Source organism: Paenibacillus phocaeensis (assembly GCF_900021165.1).
Taxonomy (GTDB): Bacteria; Bacillota; Bacilli; order Paenibacillales; family Paenibacillaceae; genus Fontibacillus; species Fontibacillus phocaensis.
The window spans coordinates 1-19,980 of record NZ_FCOQ01000024.1; the positions used below are offsets into that span (position 1 = coordinate 1).

Consider the following 19,980-nt stretch of genomic DNA (forward strand, 5'->3'; position numbering starts at 1 on the left):
CGGCTCGAGCCACACCGTGATCGCCCCGTTGCACCCCAGGCCGATCCCCCACATCTCGTCTTCCCCGATGCGGAAGTCGTACAGCAGCTTGCGCGGCTCGAGAGTGTGAAGCACCTCCTGCGCATGCTCGCGCAGGTCTTCTTCGATGCAGCCGCCGCTCAGGATGCCCGTCACCTCGCCGTCGGTATGAATGAGGCAGCGGGCTCCTTCCCGGCGATAGGCAGAGCCGTCCACGTCAACGATCGTGGCGACGACGCAAGCCCGGCTCTCCACCCGGCAGGCGTCCAGCGCACGGATGAGTTCCTCCTCCATGTTCTCGTCATCTCCCGTCATTCATTCATTCATTTATTCATTTATTGTTCGTATCCTTCTTCGCAACCCTCTTCCGGCATGGATGAAATGTTGCAGTTGCAGTTTCTACACTATTATGGCTTGAAAAAGCGGCTCTAAGGCGTAAATGCTGCATTTTGTGCAACAAATCTCCCCAAAATGAAGGGAATACGCCCCAAATCTTGCAGTTTGTGCAACAAATTCCGCCGCTACGCGAGGAACAAGCTCAAAATGTTGCAGTTTTTGCAGCATTATCCCCTACACGCCAAGTTTTGCCTCAAAATGCTGCACATTTTGCAACATTTCCCATCGGCTCAGTTCAGGAGGCCAACCTTACGCTCCTTGCTACTCTTGCTGTCTTATTACTCTTGCACTCTTGTTACTCTTGTTACTCTTATTGCTCTTATTGCTCTTGCTACCCTTGTTACCCTTGCTGCTCTTGCTATCCTTGCTACTCCTGTTACCCTTGTTACTCTTGCCGCTCTTGTTACTCTTGTTACTCTTGTTACTCTTGTTACTCTTGTTACTCTTATTGCTCTTGCTTCCCTTGCTACCCTTGTTACCCTTGCTGCTCTTGCTATCCTTGCTACTCCTGTTACCCTTGCTTCTCTTGCCGCTCTTGTTACTCTTATTGCTTTTTTTGCCCTTACGTTTCTAGCCTTGCAGCGACGCCCACACCCGCTCCGCGGACAGCGGCAGCACCTGACCGCGCCGTCCCGTCGCATGAGCGATCGCGTTGGCGATTGCACCCGGAACCGGGTCCAGCGCCACTTCGCCCAGCGATTTGGCCCCGAAGGGGCCGTGCGGATCCGCTTCCTGCACAAAATGCACCTGTACATCCGGCAGGTCCTTGGCTCCCGGCATCCGATAATCCATCATCGACGGATTCATCACCTTACCTTCATGAACGATCAGGTCCTCCATCGTAACCCAGCCGATGCCTTGAGCCACGGCGCCCAGCACCTGGCTTTTGGCCATTGTTTCGTGGATGATCGTACCCGAGTCATGCACGGCCCAATAGCCGACCACTTTGGTCCGGCCGGTGTCGGGGTCCACTTCAACCTCGGCCACATGCGCGGCAAAGGGATAGTTTGGCGAAGGGTGCCCGAAGTAACTGGCGTCCGGCAGTTCGGTATCCGGCACATACGTTTCCTTGACGGACAGCTCCTCGCCGGCATGGCGAGCCCGGAACCAATCAACAACGTCGCCTAGTGAATACGTTTTGCCGCCGTGCTTTACAACCCCTGACTCATACACCGCTCCTTCGCCGAGCGCCTGAACCGCCAGCTGCTGAATTTCACGCAGCAAGGCCTCCGCCGCCTTCTGCACCGCATTCCCGCCCATCACCGTACTGCGGGATGCCAGCGTACCGATACCAAACGGATACCGCCCGGTATCGCCCGATTTCACCAAGATTTCGTCTTCCGGAACGCCCAGCACCCGGCTGGCGATCCGCGCGTAAGTCATCGTCATGCCTTGGCCCAGCTCGATTTCGCCGGTTTCCACTTCAACGAAACCGCCTGGTTTAACGCGGATCACCGCCGTCGAACCGTCAAACCGCGGGTCGATGGCGCGGAAGCCCGAAACGTGGTTGGCCACCGCAAGGCCCAGCCCCCGGTACGGCGGCAGCTCGTTCCGCCGATTCCAGCCGGACAGCTCCTTGACTTTCTCGATGCATTCCTCCAAATTGCAGGTGTCCAGTCGATAACCATGCATCGTGGTATCGCCCGAGTGGACGATGTTCTTCAGACGCAGTTCGGCCGGGTCCATCCCCAGCTCAAGCGCGATTTCGTCAATCACGCTTTCCACCGCAAACAGCATCTCCGCATTGCCGAACCCGCGCATGCACGTAGTTGGACTATTGTTGGTGTACACCAGGTACCCCGTTGACTTCACATTGCGGAAATGATAGATGTTATCGGCACGCGTGCAGGCGGTAGAGATCACGTTCGGGCTCCAGTAAACCCGAGCCCCGGCATCCGCATACACCGTCAAGTCTTTGTATACGAAGTTCCCTTCCGCATCGGCGCCGATTTCAATATCGAAGGTCAGCGGTACCCGCGGATGAGCGGTAATCATATCTTCATAGCGGTCCAAAATGATCTTCACATGCCGCCCCGTTGCCATAGCCAGCGCTGCAGCGATCACATGGACCTTAAGGACGTATTTGGCGCCAAAAGATCCCCCGATCGGCGGCACGATAATCCGCACCTTATCCTCTGGCAAGCCAAACCCGGCGGCATACGCTTCCCTCGCCCGGTACGGGATATGAGAAGGCGCCCAAATCGTGACCCCCTCCTCCTCCGACCAAAATGCGATCGCTCCGACCGGCTCCAGATGCCCTTGATAAATCCGGTTCGACACGTAACGCCCGCCCTTGACAACGGCTGCCTTCCTCTTGCCTTCCTCCAGGTCGCCGCGCGCTACGTCTACCTTCATCGGCCGATTCAGCTCCACATCCTCATGGATCAGAGGGGCTCCAGGAACCAACGCGGCTTCAGGATCAAATACGCCTTCCAGCGGTTCAAGCTCCACCTCGATCAGCGCCAGCGCTTGCTCAGCCGCCTCTTGGCTCTCCGCCGCTACCGCGGCGATTTCATCGCCGATGAAAAGCACGCGATCCTTGGCAAGAATGTTCCAATCTTTAAATTTAGTGGGTCCATACTTGTGGTTCGGCACATCATCCGCCGTAATGACGGCATGTACCCCATCGACCTGCCGCGCCTTCTCCACATCAATCCGCTTGATCCGCGCATGCGCATAGGGGCTGCGGTAGATTGCGCCGATCAGCTGACCGGGGAAGTTCATGTCATGCAGATAACGCGTTTGCCCTTCCAGCTTCGATTTCAGATCCAGCGGCTTTTGCTTCAAGGCCGGATTCACTTGCTGCGTAGACTTGTTCGGGTCGGCCGGATTCATGACCTTGGCATCCGTTGATTTGCTTGGCTGCTGCATGCGGTTCATCGTCATCGCGCGGCTCCTTTCGAGGCCAGGACATGCTCCGCCGCTTCGATGATGCCGCGGTAGCCGGTGCACCGGCACAGGTTGTTTTTCAACGCCGCTCCGATGTCCCCGCCGAAAAGGGCCGGATTTTGCAGCCAAGCCCAAGTGGTCATCATCACGCCCGGGGTGCAGAAGCCGCACTGAACGCCTCCGTACTCCTGCATCGCCTGCTCCAGCTCCCGGAACTCGGGGTGCCGGGCCAAGCCCTCAATCGTTTCGACCGACTGCCCTTGCGCGGAAGCGGCCGGCACGAGACAGGAGACCACCGGCTGGCCGTCCAGCAGCACGGTACAGGCGCCGCATTCGCCGGTCCGGCAGCCGATTTTCGTCCCCGTCAGGCCTTGTCCTTCGCGGATCACATCCGCCAGGCTGGCCGTCGCTTCGCCGTTCCAGGTCACATCCTCGCCATTGATTGTTAACGTCATGTTAGGGTTATGGTTAAGTCCGCCGCTCATCAGGCAGCACCTTCTTTCCTTGCTAGCTTATGTGTCTTGTACGGAGGGATGGAAGACCTCCTGCGGTTTCGGGGCGAAGCTGCGATCCAGCAGGCCGTCTTCCTGCAGATAGGAAATAAACGTTTCGATCTGCGGCCAGTTGGCGGAGACGCCGTAAGGCCACATATCGCCGTTCATCAATTTGGCCGATTGCTCGGCGGATTCCCATACGAACGGGTTGGAGGTTGCGTTGCGTATCGTCTCCAGCAACCCGGCGATGCCTTCGTCCTTGATCTCCAACATGTGCTTGTACAACTGCTTCGGCAGCTCGGGGAATTGCCGGACCGTCTCTGCCTTGAGGGAAACCAGGTGCATAATTGGAAAAATACCAGTCCGCCCGTAATACTCCCGCTCCACGTTCCAGACCTCAGGGAACAACCGGCGCAATACGCCGCCTTCTCCCGAAGCGGGGAACAGCTTGGCCGGCGGTCGGCGAGCCGTCATGATCGCATCCACCTTGCCTTCGGCCAACGCCTCGAAAATGTCGCCTTCCGTCAACGTAGCCGGAATCTTCACCGGCACCCGCTCCGGACGGAACGTGAACCATTCCATCTCCTCGTTGGCGATCCCCCATTCATGGCGGAACATTCCCCGGACCCATACGGCTGCGGTCATTTGAAATTCCGGAAATCCAAACCGCTTGCCCTTCAGCTCGGAGGGATGCGTATAAGGACAATCCGAACGCACATAAATCGCGTTGTGCCGGAATGACCGCGACAGGAACGCCGGAATCGCCGTTAACCGCGAATCTCCCCCGCCTCTGGCGATCAGGTAGGAAGCCAGGGAAAGCTCTGACACATCATAAGCGGCTTGCGAAATTTGCTTCACAAAAATCTCCTCGATCGACTCCTGCTGCACGTCCAGTTCAAAGCCGGGCAGCGGTTTAGCACCGTTTAACAGCTTTAAGGTGCGGTCGCTTTCCGACATCGCTACCGTTAATTTCGTTCCCGTCATATTTGAAGCTCCTCCCCCTCGTTACCGGCCGTTTGCGAGCAGTGCGTTCGCGGCCCTTTTAATGTAATTCCCGACCAATGCTCGGCGGTAATCCGCGCTGGCGCGCACGTCGGTAATCGGCGAGCTGCGCCGGGCATACAACCCGCTCAGCTCGTCCAGCTTGGCGGCGGTGAGCTCGCCGCTCCACTGCTGCTCTTCCTCGTCGCCCAGCACGAAAGGCTTCGGCGCCGCCGCGCCTACCGCGGCGGTCCCCCACTCGATCTCGCTCCCTTTGCCTTGCAGCAGCAAGGCGACGGAGACGATCGAGATGTCGGTTGCCGCGCGCTGATCATGCCGCAGAAACACCTGCGGCACCTCCAGCATCCGGGCCGGGATGAACAGCGACGCGATCAGTTCGCGTTCGCGAAGCTGGGTCGCCTTCGGCCCGGAGATGAAGTCCGCGATCGGCACGCTGCGGGTGCCGTCCGCCCCGGCAAGCCGGACTTCCGCTCGGTAAGCCACGAGCGGAACGACCATATCGGCTGCCGGGGAGGCGTTCGCCACGTTGCCGCCAAGCGATGCGCGGTTTTGGATCTGCCAGCCGCCAACGATGCGGGCGGCCTGCTGCAGCGCGGGCACGACGCTGAACTCGTCGCTGCCCCAAATTTCGGCGGCCGTCACCGCGGCTCCGATCTCAAGACCCGCCTCGGTTCGGCGGGTTGCACATAGCTCCGGCACGCGCCGGATGTCGAGCCAGTCGGTGTGTGCCGACTCGTACGATTTGCGCTGCGCGTTCACGAACAAATCCGTCCCCCCGCACACGATGCGGGGGTTCTGCTCCCGAAGCAACTCAAGCGCTTCGGCTAAACTGCGGGGCTGTAGCCAGGCCATAAATGCCCCTCCTTCACGTGAATGATGATTATGTCATAGAGCCGCAAGACTCCTTGCTAGCTTTTGAGATTGGCTGCCCGTTCCCTACTCCAGCGCCGTCGCCAAATCCTTGATCCACGGACGGCCGGTCAGCGGTTCGATTTTGACTTCACTGTCCGGTACAGCGCGGATGCTGCACAGGTAACCCGGTTTGCCGTCGACGAACGCCGAGCATTCTTTGCAGGCATTCGCGGAGCGGCAGGAATACCGCACCGAGAAGGACGGGTCCTTATGCTCCCGAATCCAAAAAATCGCGTCAAGCAAGCTCATGCCGTCCCGGAAAGGAACCTCGAATTGCTCAAGGGAAGCGCCGCTTTCCGCATCGCCGCGAACTACGTTTAATGTCACTGTTGCCATGGTTTGTGTCTCCCTTCTTTCGTCACCGACATTCCGGCTGCCTTAGTCCGGTTGCTACATTATTACACTCCAACCGGCAGTTGAACCTCGGATACGACCCATTCTCCCGCTTCGTTCAGCTCATAGCTGTAGCTCGACGGCTGAGTGAGCGTATCGTCATAGTCCAGGCGCACATGAGCCCCCCGCGTCTCCTTCCGCTCCAGAGCGCCAAGCACGATCGCCTCGCTCACCTTCAGCATGTTCGCGGCCTCGAGTTTCTCGAACAGGGATAAAGCGAATTTATCCTGTTTCTTAAGCGAAATATCGGCAAGCTCGCCGCGCAGCGCCCGCAGATCCGTCAGCGCCTCCTTCAAGCCGCTTTCCGTTCGCAGCGGACCTGCGCCCTTCCACATGATCTGCTGCAGCTTACGCTTAAACGTTTGAAGCGATGCAGTATCCCGATCCACCGAGACAGGGTGCCAAAATTGCGTCAGACGCTCCATTTCCCGATCGAACGCCTGCCGCACCGCTGCATCATTGCGCTTGCTCTTCTCCCGCGCGGCCGTTTCTCCCGCGATCCGGCCGGTGACCAGCGCTTCCGTGATGGCATTCCCGGAAAGGCGGTTCGCCCCGTGCATGCCGTAGATCAGCTCGCCAGACGCCAGCAGGCCCGGCACCCGCGTACGCATCGCTTCATCAACGCGGACCCCGCCAAGCATAAAGTGAGCCATCGGCGCTACTTCCACCATATCCTTGGTTAAATCAACACCCTGGTTCCGCAAAATCTCGATGACCGGGCCAAACGCCTCTTTCAACTTGTCCTCCGGCACCATCGTGAAGTCGAGATAAGCTCCGCCATGCGGCGTCCCGCGGCCGGCTTCCACCTCGCGGAATATCGCCAACGTCGTCTGATCGCGCGCTGCCGTATATTTGCCGGCTACCTCGCCGTTGTACTTGTCCATGAATTCTTCCATTTTCCCGTTCAGCAGACGTCCGCCCAGCTTGTAGCGGAACGGATCCCACATAATCGGGTCGATGCCGACAAGCGGTGGGAAGAGGTGGGCGATCGGAAAGAATTGCACCATCTCCATGTCGCGCACCTCGGCCCCTGCCTCGGCGGCCAGGACAAATCCGTCGCCGGTCATGTTCGCAGAGGCGCTGTTTCGCGCATAGACCTCCGTCAACCCGCCCGTCGCCAAAATGACCGACGAAGCGGCGATGCTGATCGGACGATACGCCTCCATCTCAAAGCCAATCGCGCCGACCGCCCGGCCATTTTCAACCACGACTTTCGTGATCATCACGTTTTTGAGGCGCTGGATGTTCTCATCCTTCCAAATGGCTTTCTTCAAACCGGCCGCCGTTGCGCCGCCTGTATTCAAGATATCCACATACACGCAGCGCGCCTTGGAATGCCCCGGAGCAAAAGCCTGGGAACGTTTGCCGTCCGGCGTCCGGGCCCACTTCACGCCATATCCTTCCGCTTCGAGAATCACCTCCGGCCCCCGCTTCACGACGGCGCGGACGATATTCGGATCCGCCAGTCCCCGGCTGCCTTTCATCGTATCCTCGAAATGGATTTGCGTGTTGTCTTCCTCCGCTTCGCCTAAAGCAACGGCCACCGTCATCTGTGCCAAAATCGTAGCTCCGCCCCGACTGATCAAGCTCTTGTCAGTCAGAATTACCCGGGCCCCTTCATCGGCTGCTGCTCTTGCTGCCATCAGCCCGGCAGCGCCGGAGCCGACAACCAGCACATCGGTTTGCAAATGCAATGGTTCCATCCTGCTGTCTCCTCCTTTTGCGCTTATGCTTGTTGTCCCAGCGTAGCTCCAACGGGTTGTACCGTAATGCCAGCAGCGGTTAAAGAGCTGCGGATTTTGCCGGCAAATTCAACGGCATGAATCCCGTCCCCATGAATACAGATCGTATCGGCCTGAATCGCTACATCGACGTTCTGCTGCGACAATACCTTGCCTTCGGCAACCATACGAATTACCTGTTGGACCGATTGCTCCTCATCCGTAATCAAGGCGTCCGGCAGACGGCGCGAAGTAAGGGAGCCGTCGGATTGATAGGTCCGATCCGAGAATACTTCGCTGGCCGTGCGTAAGCCGGCTTTCTTCCCGGCTGTGATCAGTTCGCTGCCGGCGAGGCCAAAGAGAATCAACTCCGGATCCACCTGGTAGACCGCTTCAGCGATCGCCTCGGCCAAACCGGCGTTCCGGGCCGCCATATTATACAAAGACCCATGCGCTTTCACATGCTGCAGCTTCGCCCCTTGGGCACGGACGAACCCCCACAAGGCCCCGATCTGATAGACCACAAGATCATAGGCTTCCTGCGGGGAGAGATCCATATCCCGGCGCCCAAATCCGACCAAATCCTGCAAGCCGGGATGCGCTCCCAGGGCCACCCCGTGCTCCAAAGCCAGCTTGACGGTCTGGCGCATCGTCGCCGGATCTCCGGCGTGAAAGCCGCAGGCAATGTTAGCCGAGGTGACAAATTTCAACACCTCGCGGTCTCTGCCCAGCTTATAAGCGCCAAAGCTCTCCCCCATATCACAGTTTAAATCCACTACATTCTTCATGTTAGTGCTCCTCCCGCAATTAATTCATGGTATTAAATCATGTTATTAATTTATGAGATTAACTATGAAACAAGCCAGCCTCAACCGGCTGAATGAACAACGGGATCTTCGGACGCCGTCTCCACCGTTTGAGGCTAAATGCTTTAAATTTGCCAGTTGTTTTTCTCGTCCGCATTCAACTCGCGCAATGAAGCCAGATCCGCCAGCTCCACCTTGTCTTTAGGAACAACCGCCCGTTTCGGGAAGACGACCGGCGGTGCGGGCTTCGTCGCATCGACGATCACGGCGCTGGACATCCGCGGCGTGTTCTTGCCTTCGGCGTTATACTCCCAGTTGGTCGGCAGCAATCCGCCCGGCCCGTTCCAGCGCGGGATCACCAGCAAGTCGCGCTCCGCATCAAATCGCGTGCCAATCGCCCAAGCGACTTCTTCCCCGTTAAACACGTCGATATCCTCGTCAACGACGACGATATGCCGCAAATTCTCCGGCTCGGTGTTCAGTGCCGCAAAGGCCGCTTTCTTCACATCCGCATCCTTTTCCTTCTGGATCGACAGATAGCAGTTCATCCGGCTGTAGAAAGGGACGTTCACGGTTTTGAGGCCCGGCACGATTTTCTTCACCGTATGATAAATGCTGCCTGAACGCGGGACTCCGCCCACCACCAGATGCTCCCGTCCGGAAGCGACGATATCTTGGAAGATCGCATGATTCCGGTATGTAATGCGTTTAATGCGAATCGTCGGAACCGAACCTCCGCCGAGATAATGCCCCGGCCATTCGCCGAACGGTCCTTCACTGTGATCGTTGTCCGGCAGAATCTCGCCTTCCAGAATGATCTCCGCATGTGCAGGGATGAGCAAGTCGGAAGTGTCCGCTTGCACCAGCTCCAGCGGTTCTCCCATCAATGCGCCGGCCGCTTCATATTCGCCGCCAATGCCTTGAACTCGGGATACCGCGCCCATGATGAAGCCGGGATGGTGGCCAAGTGCGATCGCAACGGGAGCCGGTTTGCCTTGCTTCTTGTATTTCTTATAGATCAATCCGCCATGGTGGGCTCCGAGAAACCAGACGCCCATATCCCGTTCGTTGAAGATTTGATGACGATAAATCCCGGCATTTATGAGCCCGGATTCCGGATCGCGGATGATCATAACCCCTGCCGACAAATAAGGTCCGCCATCCATCTCGTTGTGAACGGGAATCGGCAGTTTGCCGAGATCGACGTCCGCCTCTTCGATCACGTTCTCTTTGACTTTAGCAACGCTGCGGTCTACGACCACCGGCTCAATCGGCTGCTGTAGCTTCTCACCGTATACGCGCGGGATATCCTGAACTTCGCAGCCCAGATATAGAGCGATACGTTCGTACGAGGTTAACAAGTTGGAAATGCACGCCATTTGCGCCCCTTTCACCTGATTGAACAGCAGTGCCGGGTAATCGCCCTTTTCCGCCAAAGCTGCCGCATAGGCGGTAATGCCAAACCGGGGATCGACTTCGGTGTCTACGAGCTTCACACTGTTTGCATCGAATTGGGCTAATTGCCCGAGATAGGTTCTCAAATCTTTGGCCATGCGCGGATCGCCTTCTTTCTGTAATATCGTTAGTTATGAAATTAAATCGGGCGAATCGCACCATTATCCATGCAAATTCACCCGATTGGGATATGGCTTAAGGAAGCAGCGAGAGATCTACCGTATCGGTAAACGGAATTTCTTTCTCGATCACGCCGGCCTCGATTTGGGTATTTGAGACGTTTTTCGCGCCTTCCTCGGATACTTTGAGTCCGGCCGGTACTTTGGCCAGCTGATTTTTCACCGCAGTCTCCATGACGTCGGCCGGAATTTGGTCAAACTCCTTCAGCATGGCTTCTACGGCAGATGCCGGATCCTTCTGCACGCGTTCATTCACTTCATTGCTGACCTGCAGGAACCGTTTCATCGCATCCTGATTTTTGTCGACCCAATCTGTCTTGGCCATGACGGTAATTCCGGCAAAATCATACGGCGGATCATACAACACCCGGTAGTTCCCCGTTGCTACCATCTGAGAGATCGTGGGTTCGGAGACCATGCCGCCCGCGGCTTTGCCGCTTTCAATCGCAGCCAGCATCGTGGCTCCGCTGCCGCCGTTGATGATTTGCACGTCCTTGTCCGGGTTGATATTGGCGGTTTTCAAGCCCTCGCGCAGCCCGGTGTCGGACAAGCTGCCCACCTTGGTGACGGCGAGCGTGGTTCCCTTCAAATCTTCAAGCGACTGGAAGGGCGCATCTTTCTTCACGACCAGCGAATAGCCGACTCCATTGTAAATTTCGCCGTAGGCTTTAACGCCGAGGCCGTTCTTTTGTTGTCTCAGCACATGCTCGTAAGATCCCAGAACGATATCCAGACTACCGCCCACCAGGGCTTGCACCATATCGGCGCCAGAGGTGAAGCTTTGTTTCTCGATCGTAATTCCGGCTTTCTCGTAAGAGCCATCATTAATGCCGATTTGCGCGATGATAGGCGTCATGCCGCCGCCAACCAGACCCACGCGAATTTTTACATTTTCCGGCGAATTGGCATTGCCATCCCCACCGTTGGTTCCCGTTGCGGCGTTTCCGCCGCCTCCGTTATTCTCCGAAGGTGCCGCTGTGTTGTTGTTTCCGCAAGCGCTAACCAAAGCAATGGTCAGCACCAGCAGCGTTGCGAGTAGCATTTTTGTTTTTTTCATAGGATTTCCCTCCTTGAATGATTAACTAACGATATTTCAACAAACGACGTTCAACCTGTACGATAATCTGCTCCAACACGACGGCGATAATCATAATGAGGACCAAGCCGGTAAATATGCCTGTCGTATCCAGCATGTTGGACGAATAGGTGATGTAATAACCGAGCCCCCGGTTGGAGCCGACCAGTTCGGCGATGACGGACCCGATCAAAGCCATTCCGATATTCAGCCGCAAGCTGGTCAGAATCCAGACCGTGATCGACGGGAGCACCACCCAGCGAAGCTTATGCGTCCATTTGGCTTTAAACGTGCTCATCATATCCATCAGATCCTTGTCGATGTTGCGCACACCTTCATAAGCATTGTAGAAAGCGACGAAAATGACCATCGCGACAACCATCAGGATTTTGGAGGTCATTCCGATCCCGAACCAGACGATAAACAGCGGAGCCAAGGAAACCCGCGGCAAGCTGTACAAGGCCATAATGTAGGGGTACACCCATTTCTGAAAAATCCCGCTGAACGCGAGCAAAATTCCGAGCAAGGTACCTCCCAGCATCCCGATAATGAGGCCGACAATGGACTCCTGCAGCGTAATGCTCATATGGAACCACAGGTCCCCATTGGCCGCCATCTCGAAAATTCGTTTGATGATCAAGGAAGGTTTGCTCAGCCAAAAGGAATTAAACGCCGTACCCGAGAGCAGCTCCCATAATCCGAAAACGACGATAAATACGACCAATCTGCCCATCCACACCGCCGTGCTGCGATTCCTGCGCCCTGCCTTAGGGGAAGGAGAGCTTGGCGACGCTGCTGTTGTTTTTGATGCCATGATGATTCCTCCTCTCTCTATTCCCCGTCCGACATTTGAGCCCAGATTTCCTTCTGCAGCTCCTTAAACTTGGGATCGAATCGGATGTCGTAGAAGGGGCGCGGCCGCTCCAGATTCACTTTAAACTCCGCTTTGATCCGTCCCGGCCGGGAGGTCATGACAATAACCCGGTCGGATAAGGCAATCGCCTCTTCGATATCGTGGGTGATGAACAACACGCTTTTGCCGACATTCTCCCAGAGTTGCAGGAACTCCTCGCCAATTTTCACCCGAGTCTGCGCGTCCAGCGGTCCAAACGGCTCGTCCATCAAATAAATATCAGGATCATAAGCGAAGGTTCTGGCCAGGGCGACCCGCTTGCGCATCCCGCCGGATAACTCCTTTGGGTGATAACCGCCAAAGCCCTCAAGTCCTACCATCTTCAGCAGCCGATGGGCTTCGGCCAATTGTTCGCTTTGGGACAGCCCTTTGATTTCCAGCGGAAGCCGGACATTATCAACGACGCTTTTCCAGGGGAGCAAGGCATCGTTTTGAAATACCATCCCGACTTGGCCTGGCACGCCTTGGATTTCCTCACCATCCAGATAAGCACCGCCGCCGGCGGGCTTGAGCAGCCCGGACACCACCTTCAGCAAGGTCGACTTCCCGCAGCCGCTTGGACCGACAACGGACACAAACTCGCCGTCTTCCACTTTGAGCTGAACATTCTCCAAAGCAACGGTGTGTTGGCCCTTGGACTCGTATTCCACTCGCAAATCCCGAATTTCGAGTTTGGGATGGCTTCTATTCTCCATAATTGATTTCCTCCATACTGAATTTTCCATTCCTGCGGTCGGTTTATGCATGCCGGTCCAAGTCGTTAAATCCGAAATTGTGCCCGGAAGTCGCCAGCAGATCCAGCCCCTTTCGCAGCGTTTGAATGGCGGTCTCCCGCTCTATCAGCTGCCGCTGCGCTTCCTGCAAGGCGACCTTTCGGAATCGCACGCGTGCCCCTAAGTTGGTTTGAGCCAGCAGCGGTAAATCCACGCTCGCGACCTGGGCAATTTTAGGATATCCTCCGGTTGTCTGGCGATCTGCCATCAAAATAATCGGGTTTCCGTCAGGCGGTACCTGCACGGTTCCCATCGTTACGGCCGAGGAGATCATCTCTTTTGTTTGAGATAATTTCAACTCCCGGCCTTTGAAACGGTAACCCATCCGGTCGGACTGCGGCAAAACCGCATATTCCTCATTCCATAAATCGTGTTGGCTCAGTTCCTGGAAATGTTCGTATTCTTCCCCGGGAATCAGCTGCACCGTGGGATTCGCCGCATATTTCGGGAGAATCTCCGGAAATACCGCCCAGCGGCTGACGGCGCCGGATTCCTTATTGGCCTCCCTGGCCAGCACACCCAGCATATGAGAACCGAGCGGAGTCCTCTCGCCCAGAGCCAGACGATCGCCTGCTGCCAGAGCTCGCCCTTCGTATCCCCCGATGCCCGCCCGCAAATAGGTAGATCGACTGTTCATGCGGATCGGAACATCCAGGCCGCCCCCCACTGCCAGGTAAGCGCGGCAGCCGAGCTTAGTCGGACCGAAGGTCAGCGTGCTGCCCTTCGGGGCCAGGACTGTTCTCCACAAGGGAACGGGTACCCCGTTCAGCTTAGGCGATAAATCACCGCCGCAGAGGGAGATCAAAGCCGTTTGCTCGAAGCGGATCACCGGACCAAGCAGCGTGATTTCCAGCCCGGCTTCCCCCTCCGGATTACCGACCAGCATATTGGCCACGCGTAAAGCGAAGGCGTCCATCGCTCCGCTAACGATTACGCCATACTTCTGGACGCCGAATCTTCCCAAATCCTGAACCGTGGTCAGCAAGCCGGGTTTTTCGATCAGCAAGCTCATCGCTCCAACTCCTCCCATACTTCGAATTGTTCACGGGAGATCGAGTAGAAACGGACGATATCTCCAGCCTGCAATAAGGTCGGCGGCATTTGTTGCGGTTTGAATAACTCGATGGGGGTTTTGCCGATCAACTGCCAACCTCCCGGAGTATCGATCGGATAGACCCCGGTTTGATCTCCGGCAATCCCTACGGTTCCGGCTGGAATAGACAAGCGTGGCGTTTCCCGGCGCGGTGTGGCAATACGTTCGGACATCCCTCCCAAATAGGCGAAGCCTGGAGCAAACCCAAGCATGTACACCAGATAATCCGCTGAAGTATGGATGTGGATCACTTCTTGAGGCGTGAGTCCATTGTGGGCGGCAACCGTTTCTAGATCCGGTCCCCAATCCCCGCCGTAACAGACAGGAATTTCAATAATTCTGGCCGGTGATGCTTTAACGTCCTGCAGTGTGTGCAGCAACTCGGACACGAGCGCTGCAGCTAATTGAAACGGGTTCTCTGCAGGGCTTCGATCTCCCAGAACTCCGGCCTCTTCAAGCAGCTTCATCACGTCGTAATAGATGGTTACTGACGTAAAGGCCGGGACCGCTTCAATCATCCACGGGAAAGGATGACGATCCAAATGGTCTGCCAATTGCCTGACCTGTTGATGCGTCTCTCTTTGAATCGAATCACCAAACTTCACAATAAGCGCCGAATCTCCGAGTGGAGTGATGGGAATCTCTGCAAGCGGCGGCGAATAAGTCATGATTCTCCTCCCATCCGATTTTCGGACTTTGTAACCCGAATTACGAATCTTAGTCTTTTAAACCATTGTTAGTTAGAATTCCATAAAAATCAAGAATTTTTCCTTTAAATTTTAAAGATATCTTCCCTATATGATGATCCGAATTTCGGAACGCAATTTCCGAAATATGAATGCCTATATATACGATCATTATAGTTGGAATTAGCCAAAAATCAAGCCTAAATTTCCGTAACCGTTTGCCGGTTTTCAACATTCTTCCATTCGTTGTATACTAATACAGAATGAACTAGAGGCTATGCAGGAGGCTTAACGTGCAAACCACCAATAAACACAAGAACAAAACCGTGGTCCGATCCATGGATCTTCTCCAGCTATTTCTGACTCACCCCAAGCTAAACATCAGCGAGATGGCCAAGTTATCGGGGATTCCTAAAACTTCGGTTCTTCGTATGATCGGTTCCTTGGAAGAAATGGGTTTCTTAAAAAAAGACGCGGAAGGCTCCTATTCGCTCGGTTTGCTGTTTCTTCAATACGGCAACCTGGTCGCCGAGCGACTAGATATTCGGCATATCGCTTTGCCGATCATGCAGCAGCTGCGCGACGATATTCAGGAAGCGATCCACTTGGTGCTGCGCGACGGAGATGAATGCATCTATATCGAGAAGTTGGATACGGATCACCCCGTACGTCTGTTCACAAAAATCGGCCGTAAAGCCCCGTTATATGCCGGCGCATCTTCTCGCATTATCTTGGCTTTTATGCCTGAGGCCGAGCGTGAAGCGTACCTGAACGCAACCGAGCTGCAGCCCATCGCCTCCGGCACAATCACCGACCCAACCCTGCTGCGTCAAATCCTGGAGCGTTCGCGTCAAATCGGCTACAGCTTCAGCCAATCCGAATTGGAGAACTACACCGCTGAGTTAAGCGCCCCGATCTTCGATCACACTGGACAGATTATCGCCGCCCTCAGCACTGCCGGGTTAGAGGTTCAATTTGAGGAGGGGCGTATCGCCAAGCTCGTGAAGAACGTCCAGCAGGCCGCCAATGAAATCTCCCGAAGATTGGGATGTCCTCAGCCAACCCCGGTGTCAGTGACCTTATAAATCGTTTTTCAAATCCAATAAGCCCGTCCCGACATAGGTCAGGGACGGGCTTATTGGATTTGATGATGCTTTAACGCTGGAGCGAGGAAGCCTTTTCTTCGATAATCACGACCTCCGGTTCGGGAACAAATCCGTAATGTCGATCAAAAGCATCCTGAACGCGGTGGATCAACTCGATGACGTCGGCCGCTGTGGCACCTCCCACATTTTGAATCACGTTGCCGTGAACGGGGGAAATTCGGGCATTGCCGCACTGAAGCCCTCTTAGCTCAAGTCGGTCTGCCAGTTTACCAATCGGCTCGCCGACAGAGTAATTATTTTTGAATACCGAACCGCAGGAAGGGTAATGAAAATGCATTTTCCCGACACGGTCCTGAATGATTCTTCGCATCGGGGTTAAGGCGGGGTCCTCGCCCACGGTCTCTTCCTTCGCTTCTAACCAATGGATAAAATGCGCGGCAAACTCCGGCAAAGAGATAGGCGGCAGCTCCCCCGCCTGAAGTGCTGCCAGCTCCGGAAACGACGGCAATGCTACCGTTCTAGCGGATGAGCTCAGCTTGAACTCGGCTCCGACAATCATCCAGTCGCTTCGATGGTGCTGAAACACCGACTGTTTATATCCGAATGCACAAGCCTCACCGCTAATCGTTCGAATTAGACCCGGCTGATGTAAATCGATATAATGAACTTGCTCTAACGTATCGCTAATGTGGCGGTCAAAATACTTGGCGTTCATGTAAATCCCACCGCCGACCGTACCCGGCAACAAAAAGGCAAAATTAAAATCGGCAATTCCCAATCCATATCCGATCACGGCCAACATCGACATTGGCATCCCAGCCGAGACGTACAGCCGGTCGCCTTCGAGCTTAACCTCGACCATCTCGCGGGTCGTAAGGAATAAGGCGTCGGGGTCAGGCCGATCGGGAAACAGCATATTGGATCCCCCGCCAAAAAAGATCGGATTAATCCCGTGGCGATACGCCAATCCCAGCAACTCCTGCAATTGATCTTGCGATCGAGGCGTTCCCACAAACCGGGCCTCTTCCCCGATTTCATAGGTAGAATAACGGGACAATCTTTGTCCCTTTTGTAAACACGACAGATTCCAGCCAGACATATGAAGCCCCTTCCTTGCCCCTGACTAAACAGTAATGTATATTATGTCGTCCGGGGCCAACCGTGTCAAGGGAACGTTATTCTATGAGTCCTTTCCGTACCAAAAAGTCGTGTGCGACCTCATCCTCCCTCAGACCCTCCAAATCGACCTGGGCGTTCAATTCCTGCATTTCCTCTTCCGTGAGTTGTCCTTGCAAGGCGTTCAGAATCTCGGTCAATTCCGGAAATTGCTCCAACGTGTCCTGACGGACGACCGGGCCTGCATCGTACGGAGGGAAGAACTCCTTATCGTCCTCCAAGATGACCAGATTGTGCACTTTGATCTGAGCATCGGTGGCGTAAGCATTGGTCACGTCGGTTTCACCGTCCTCAATCGCTTGATACATAATGCCGTGGTCCATGCCCTTGGTATCTTTAAAGTTCATGCTATACAGCTTTTGGATGCCCGGATATCCGTCATCCCGATCCAGGAACTCGAACTCCACCCCAAGGACCATATCCTGAGACACCTTGGCCAAATCGCTGAACGTCTTGAGATTGTACTTATCGGCCGTTTCCCGAGTTACTGCGAGGGTATAGGTGTTGTTGATACCAAACGGCTCCAGAAAGGCCAGATGGTCTTGTTTTACCAGTTCCTTCGTTTTTTCCAGCGTCTCATCTGAATTGCCCGTTTGCTCCTGGTAATAGTTCGCTACAATCGTGCCGGTATAGTCCGGGTAGAGTTGAACCTCATTGTTTTTCAACGCATTCCAGACGACGTTGGATCCTCCCAGGTTCATGGTCCGCTTAACCTTGATATCGGATTTGGCTTCGATGAGGTCCGCCATCATATGAGCCAGCAACACGTTCTCCGTAAAATTTTTGGACCCGATCGTAATCTCCTTCCCGCTCCCGGACCCGGCACTACCGCTGCTGCCGCAAGCGGCCAACAGCAATGCCAGTGAAACCAGCGTTCCCAACACCATCGTCATCGTTGTTTTTTTCGTTTTTTTCATTGTTCCCTCCCGTGTGTGTATTCCTGATTTTTTCAGTTCATGCCTTTAGCCCCTTGGGGGTAGTCGCTTTCTCGAGCAGCCCCAGTAAATAGTCGAAGATCAGCGCCAAAATTGCCGCCGGGATCGCGCCAAGCAAGGTCAGCGCTTCGATGTTGCGTTGGATCCCCAGGAAAATAAATTCGCCCAAACCGCCGGCCCCGATAAACGCGGCAAGGGTGGCAGTCCCTACGTTAATGACCGCGGCCGTACGAATGCCGGCCATAATGACGTTCATCGCTAACGGAAGCTGAACCTTGAAAAGGATTTGCCGGTTTGTCATCCCCATCCCTTTAGCCGCTTCGACGATTGATTTATCCACATCCGTGATCCCGGTATACGTGTTACGAATAATCGGCAGCAGCGAGTATAAGAACAAGGCCGCCACGGCCGCCTTCATTCCGATCCCTAACAACGGGATCATAAAGCCCAGAAGCGCCAAGCTCGGAATCGTTTGAAGGATACCGGCAACGCCGAGCGTAAAGCCCTTGATCCGAGTAAACCGCGTTATCAGGATGCCTAATGCAATTCTGACGACGATTGAGATCAGCATCGAGATCAGAACCAGCTCGATATGGATCGCTAGGGATTGAAGCAGATCCTCCCAGCGGCTGTTCAATTGCTGCCCGATTTGTTGCCATAACGTTTTGTCTCTCATAGCGCCATCTCCTCCCGGCCGATCCATTGGGAAGCAAACGCGGTTAGGAGACTGCTGCGGGTCACTACGCCTACGAGTTGTTTGTTCATCGTCACCACCGGGATAATTCCATGCGGAGCATGGGTGATTAACGCTAAAGCATCCTTTGCCGTGGCCGTTTCCTCAAGAACGGCAAAAGGTTGGGACATAATTTCGCTTACGGTGTGCTTCTCCTCCACATGGGCGGCAGCTTCGTAAGCGGAGACGATACCCAGTAAATGGCCCGAGTCATCACAAACGAGCAGGGTATCCGTTTTTCGTTGTCTCATGTAGGCGAGCGCTACATTCGGAGGACGTTCGGGTGTTGTTGTTGAGGGGTTATTTCTCATTACTTCAGTAACTGGGATATATTCAGGGTTTTGGTACAGCCGGTGTTTCCCGATGAACCCTTCGACGAATTCGTTGGCGGGTTGGCTTAAGATCCGTTCGGGTGAGTCAATCTGAACCAGTTCTCCGTCCTTTAGGATAGCGATTTTGTCACCCAGCTTCAGCGCTTCTTCCATATCGTGCGTAACGAAGACGATTGTTTTCTTTACTTCTTTTTGCAGTCGCAGCAGTTCATCTTGAAGCTGTTCCCGCGTGATCGGATCGAGCGCTCCAAAGGGCTCATCCATCAGCACAATCTCCGGATCTCCCGCCAGAGCACGGGCGACGCCAACCCTTTGCTGCTGGCCGCCGGATAACTGTTTAGGGTATCTTTTAGCGAAAACGCCGGGATCCAATCCGACCAAACGAAGCATTTCCTCGACCTTCGCTTTCTTTTTGCCGATCTCCCAGCCCTTTAGCTGCGGAATTAAACCCACGTTTTCTTCGATCGTATAATGGGGAAATAGTCCGATTTGTTGAATGACGTAACCGATGTTTCTGCGGAGCATGTCGGGGTTTTCCTGCGAAATGTCTTTCCCGTGGAGATAAATGTGGCCCGAGGTGTTCGGTATCAGACGATTGATCATTTTCATGGTCGTCGTTTTGCCGCACCCGCTGGGACCGATCAATACCAGGATTTCTCCCGCCGAAATCTCGAAGCTAATCTCCTTCACGGCATGAAATCCATTCGGATAGGTTTTACTCACCTGTTCGAATTTGAGCATGGTTTATGACCTCCCATCTTTTTGGCGATTGTTCCGCTCCCCCCCCCCCTTATCATTGCTTGCTTGATCTATAGAACACTATAACAGATGCCTTTCATACTGACAACCTTACATTTATAGATAAGTTGTTTGTAATATTATGTAAGTTTGTT

19 protein-coding genes are annotated in these 19,980 nt (G+C 54.9%); 1 reads left to right on the forward strand and 18 read right to left on the reverse strand.

Annotated features, from left to right (window positions below):
• The 14 genes from BN3795_RS16515 to pxpB all read right to left on the reverse strand — a co-directional run.
• Positions 1-333, reverse strand: a 333-nt coding sequence (locus BN3795_RS16515) for an XdhC family protein (RefSeq protein WP_198524741.1), incomplete at its 3' end; no start/stop codon positions are given.
• 651 nt (positions 334-984) lie between these two features.
• Complete coding sequence (locus BN3795_RS16520; RefSeq protein ID WP_068785798.1) at positions 985-3,300, reverse strand: xanthine dehydrogenase family protein molybdopterin-binding subunit; 2,316 nt, start codon at positions 3,298-3,300, stop codon at positions 985-987.
• Positions 3,297-3,788 carry a (2Fe-2S)-binding protein gene (locus BN3795_RS16525; protein ID WP_068785799.1) on the reverse strand — a complete coding sequence of 164 codons (492 nt, stop codon included), beginning with the start codon at positions 3,786-3,788 and terminating at the stop codon, positions 3,297-3,299. The genes BN3795_RS16520 and BN3795_RS16525 overlap by 4 nt, the downstream gene beginning before the upstream one ends.
• Before the next feature lie 27 nt (positions 3,789-3,815).
• Positions 3,816-4,781 (reverse strand): substrate-binding domain-containing protein, encoded by a 966-nt coding sequence (locus BN3795_RS16530; protein WP_068785800.1) that lies wholly within the window; start codon positions 4,779-4,781, stop codon positions 3,816-3,818.
• A 21-nt stretch (positions 4,782-4,802) separates the two neighbouring features.
• Entirely contained in the window at positions 4,803-5,651 is an 849-nt protein-coding gene (locus BN3795_RS16535) for an FAD binding domain-containing protein (protein ID WP_068785801.1), read from the reverse strand.
• An 84-nt stretch (positions 5,652-5,735) separates the two neighbouring features.
• On the reverse strand, positions 5,736-6,047 hold the full coding sequence (locus BN3795_RS16540; protein WP_068785802.1) for a 2Fe-2S iron-sulfur cluster-binding protein: 312 nt from the start codon (positions 6,045-6,047) through the stop codon (positions 5,736-5,738).
• Positions 6,048-6,109: 62 nt separating this feature from the next.
• A complete protein-coding gene (locus BN3795_RS16545) occupies positions 6,110-7,807 on the reverse strand; it encodes an FAD-binding protein (protein WP_068785803.1) in 1,698 nt (565 codons plus the stop codon).
• Between the two features lie 23 nt (positions 7,808-7,830).
• A complete protein-coding gene (locus BN3795_RS16550) occupies positions 7,831-8,613 on the reverse strand; it encodes a LamB/YcsF family protein (RefSeq protein ID WP_068785804.1) in 783 nt (260 codons plus the stop codon).
• Between the two features lie 143 nt (positions 8,614-8,756).
• Entirely contained in the window at positions 8,757-10,184 is a 1,428-nt protein-coding gene (locus BN3795_RS16555) for a UbiD family decarboxylase (protein WP_068785805.1), read from the reverse strand.
• A 97-nt stretch (positions 10,185-10,281) separates the two neighbouring features.
• Positions 10,282-11,322 carry an ABC transporter substrate-binding protein gene (locus tag BN3795_RS16560; protein WP_068785806.1) on the reverse strand — a complete coding sequence of 347 codons (1,041 nt, stop codon included), beginning with the start codon at positions 11,320-11,322 and terminating at the stop codon, positions 10,282-10,284.
• Positions 11,323-11,347: 25 nt separating this feature from the next.
• Entirely contained in the window at positions 11,348-12,154 is an 807-nt protein-coding gene (locus tag BN3795_RS16565; RefSeq protein WP_068785807.1) for an ABC transporter permease, read from the reverse strand.
• A gap of 17 nt (positions 12,155-12,171) precedes the next feature.
• Positions 12,172-12,948, reverse strand: a complete 777-nt coding sequence (locus BN3795_RS16570; protein ID WP_068785808.1) for an ABC transporter ATP-binding protein — start codon at positions 12,946-12,948, stop codon at positions 12,172-12,174.
• Positions 12,949-12,991: 43 nt separating this feature from the next.
• Complete coding sequence (locus BN3795_RS16575; protein ID WP_068785809.1) at positions 12,992-14,038, reverse strand: 5-oxoprolinase subunit C family protein; 1,047 nt, start codon at positions 14,036-14,038, stop codon at positions 12,992-12,994.
• On the reverse strand, positions 14,035-14,787 hold the full coding sequence (gene pxpB / locus BN3795_RS16580) for a 5-oxoprolinase subunit PxpB (protein WP_068785810.1): 753 nt from the start codon (positions 14,785-14,787) through the stop codon (positions 14,035-14,037). Before pxpB ends, BN3795_RS16575 begins: the two co-directional genes overlap by 4 nt.
• Positions 14,788-15,098: 311 nt before the next feature.
• Between pxpB and BN3795_RS16585 the strand changes: the two genes are divergently transcribed.
• Positions 15,099-15,890: an IclR family transcriptional regulator gene (locus tag BN3795_RS16585; RefSeq protein WP_232729957.1), complete on the forward strand. Its 792-nt coding sequence runs from the start codon at positions 15,099-15,101 to the stop codon at positions 15,888-15,890.
• Between the two features lie 70 nt (positions 15,891-15,960).
• Here the strand turns inward: BN3795_RS16585 and BN3795_RS16590 are convergent, their stop codons facing one another.
• From BN3795_RS16590 to BN3795_RS16605, 4 genes are all read right to left on the reverse strand, one after another.
• Positions 15,961-16,923: a UDP-N-acetylmuramate dehydrogenase gene (locus tag BN3795_RS16590; protein WP_198524742.1), complete on the reverse strand. Its 963-nt coding sequence runs from the start codon at positions 16,921-16,923 to the stop codon at positions 15,961-15,963.
• A gap of 163 nt (positions 16,924-17,086) precedes the next feature.
• Positions 17,087-18,004, reverse strand: coding sequence for a glycine betaine ABC transporter substrate-binding protein (locus tag BN3795_RS16595; RefSeq protein WP_068785812.1), 918 nt, complete (start codon positions 18,002-18,004; stop codon positions 17,087-17,089).
• 37 nt (positions 18,005-18,041) lie between these two features.
• A complete protein-coding gene (locus BN3795_RS16600) occupies positions 18,042-18,698 on the reverse strand; it encodes an ABC transporter permease (protein ID WP_068785813.1) in 657 nt (218 codons plus the stop codon).
• Positions 18,695-19,828 (reverse strand): ABC transporter ATP-binding protein, encoded by a 1,134-nt coding sequence (locus BN3795_RS16605; RefSeq protein WP_068785814.1) that lies wholly within the window; start codon positions 19,826-19,828, stop codon positions 18,695-18,697. Before BN3795_RS16605 ends, BN3795_RS16600 begins: the two co-directional genes overlap by 4 nt.
• Positions 19,829-19,980: the final 152 nt, after the last annotated feature.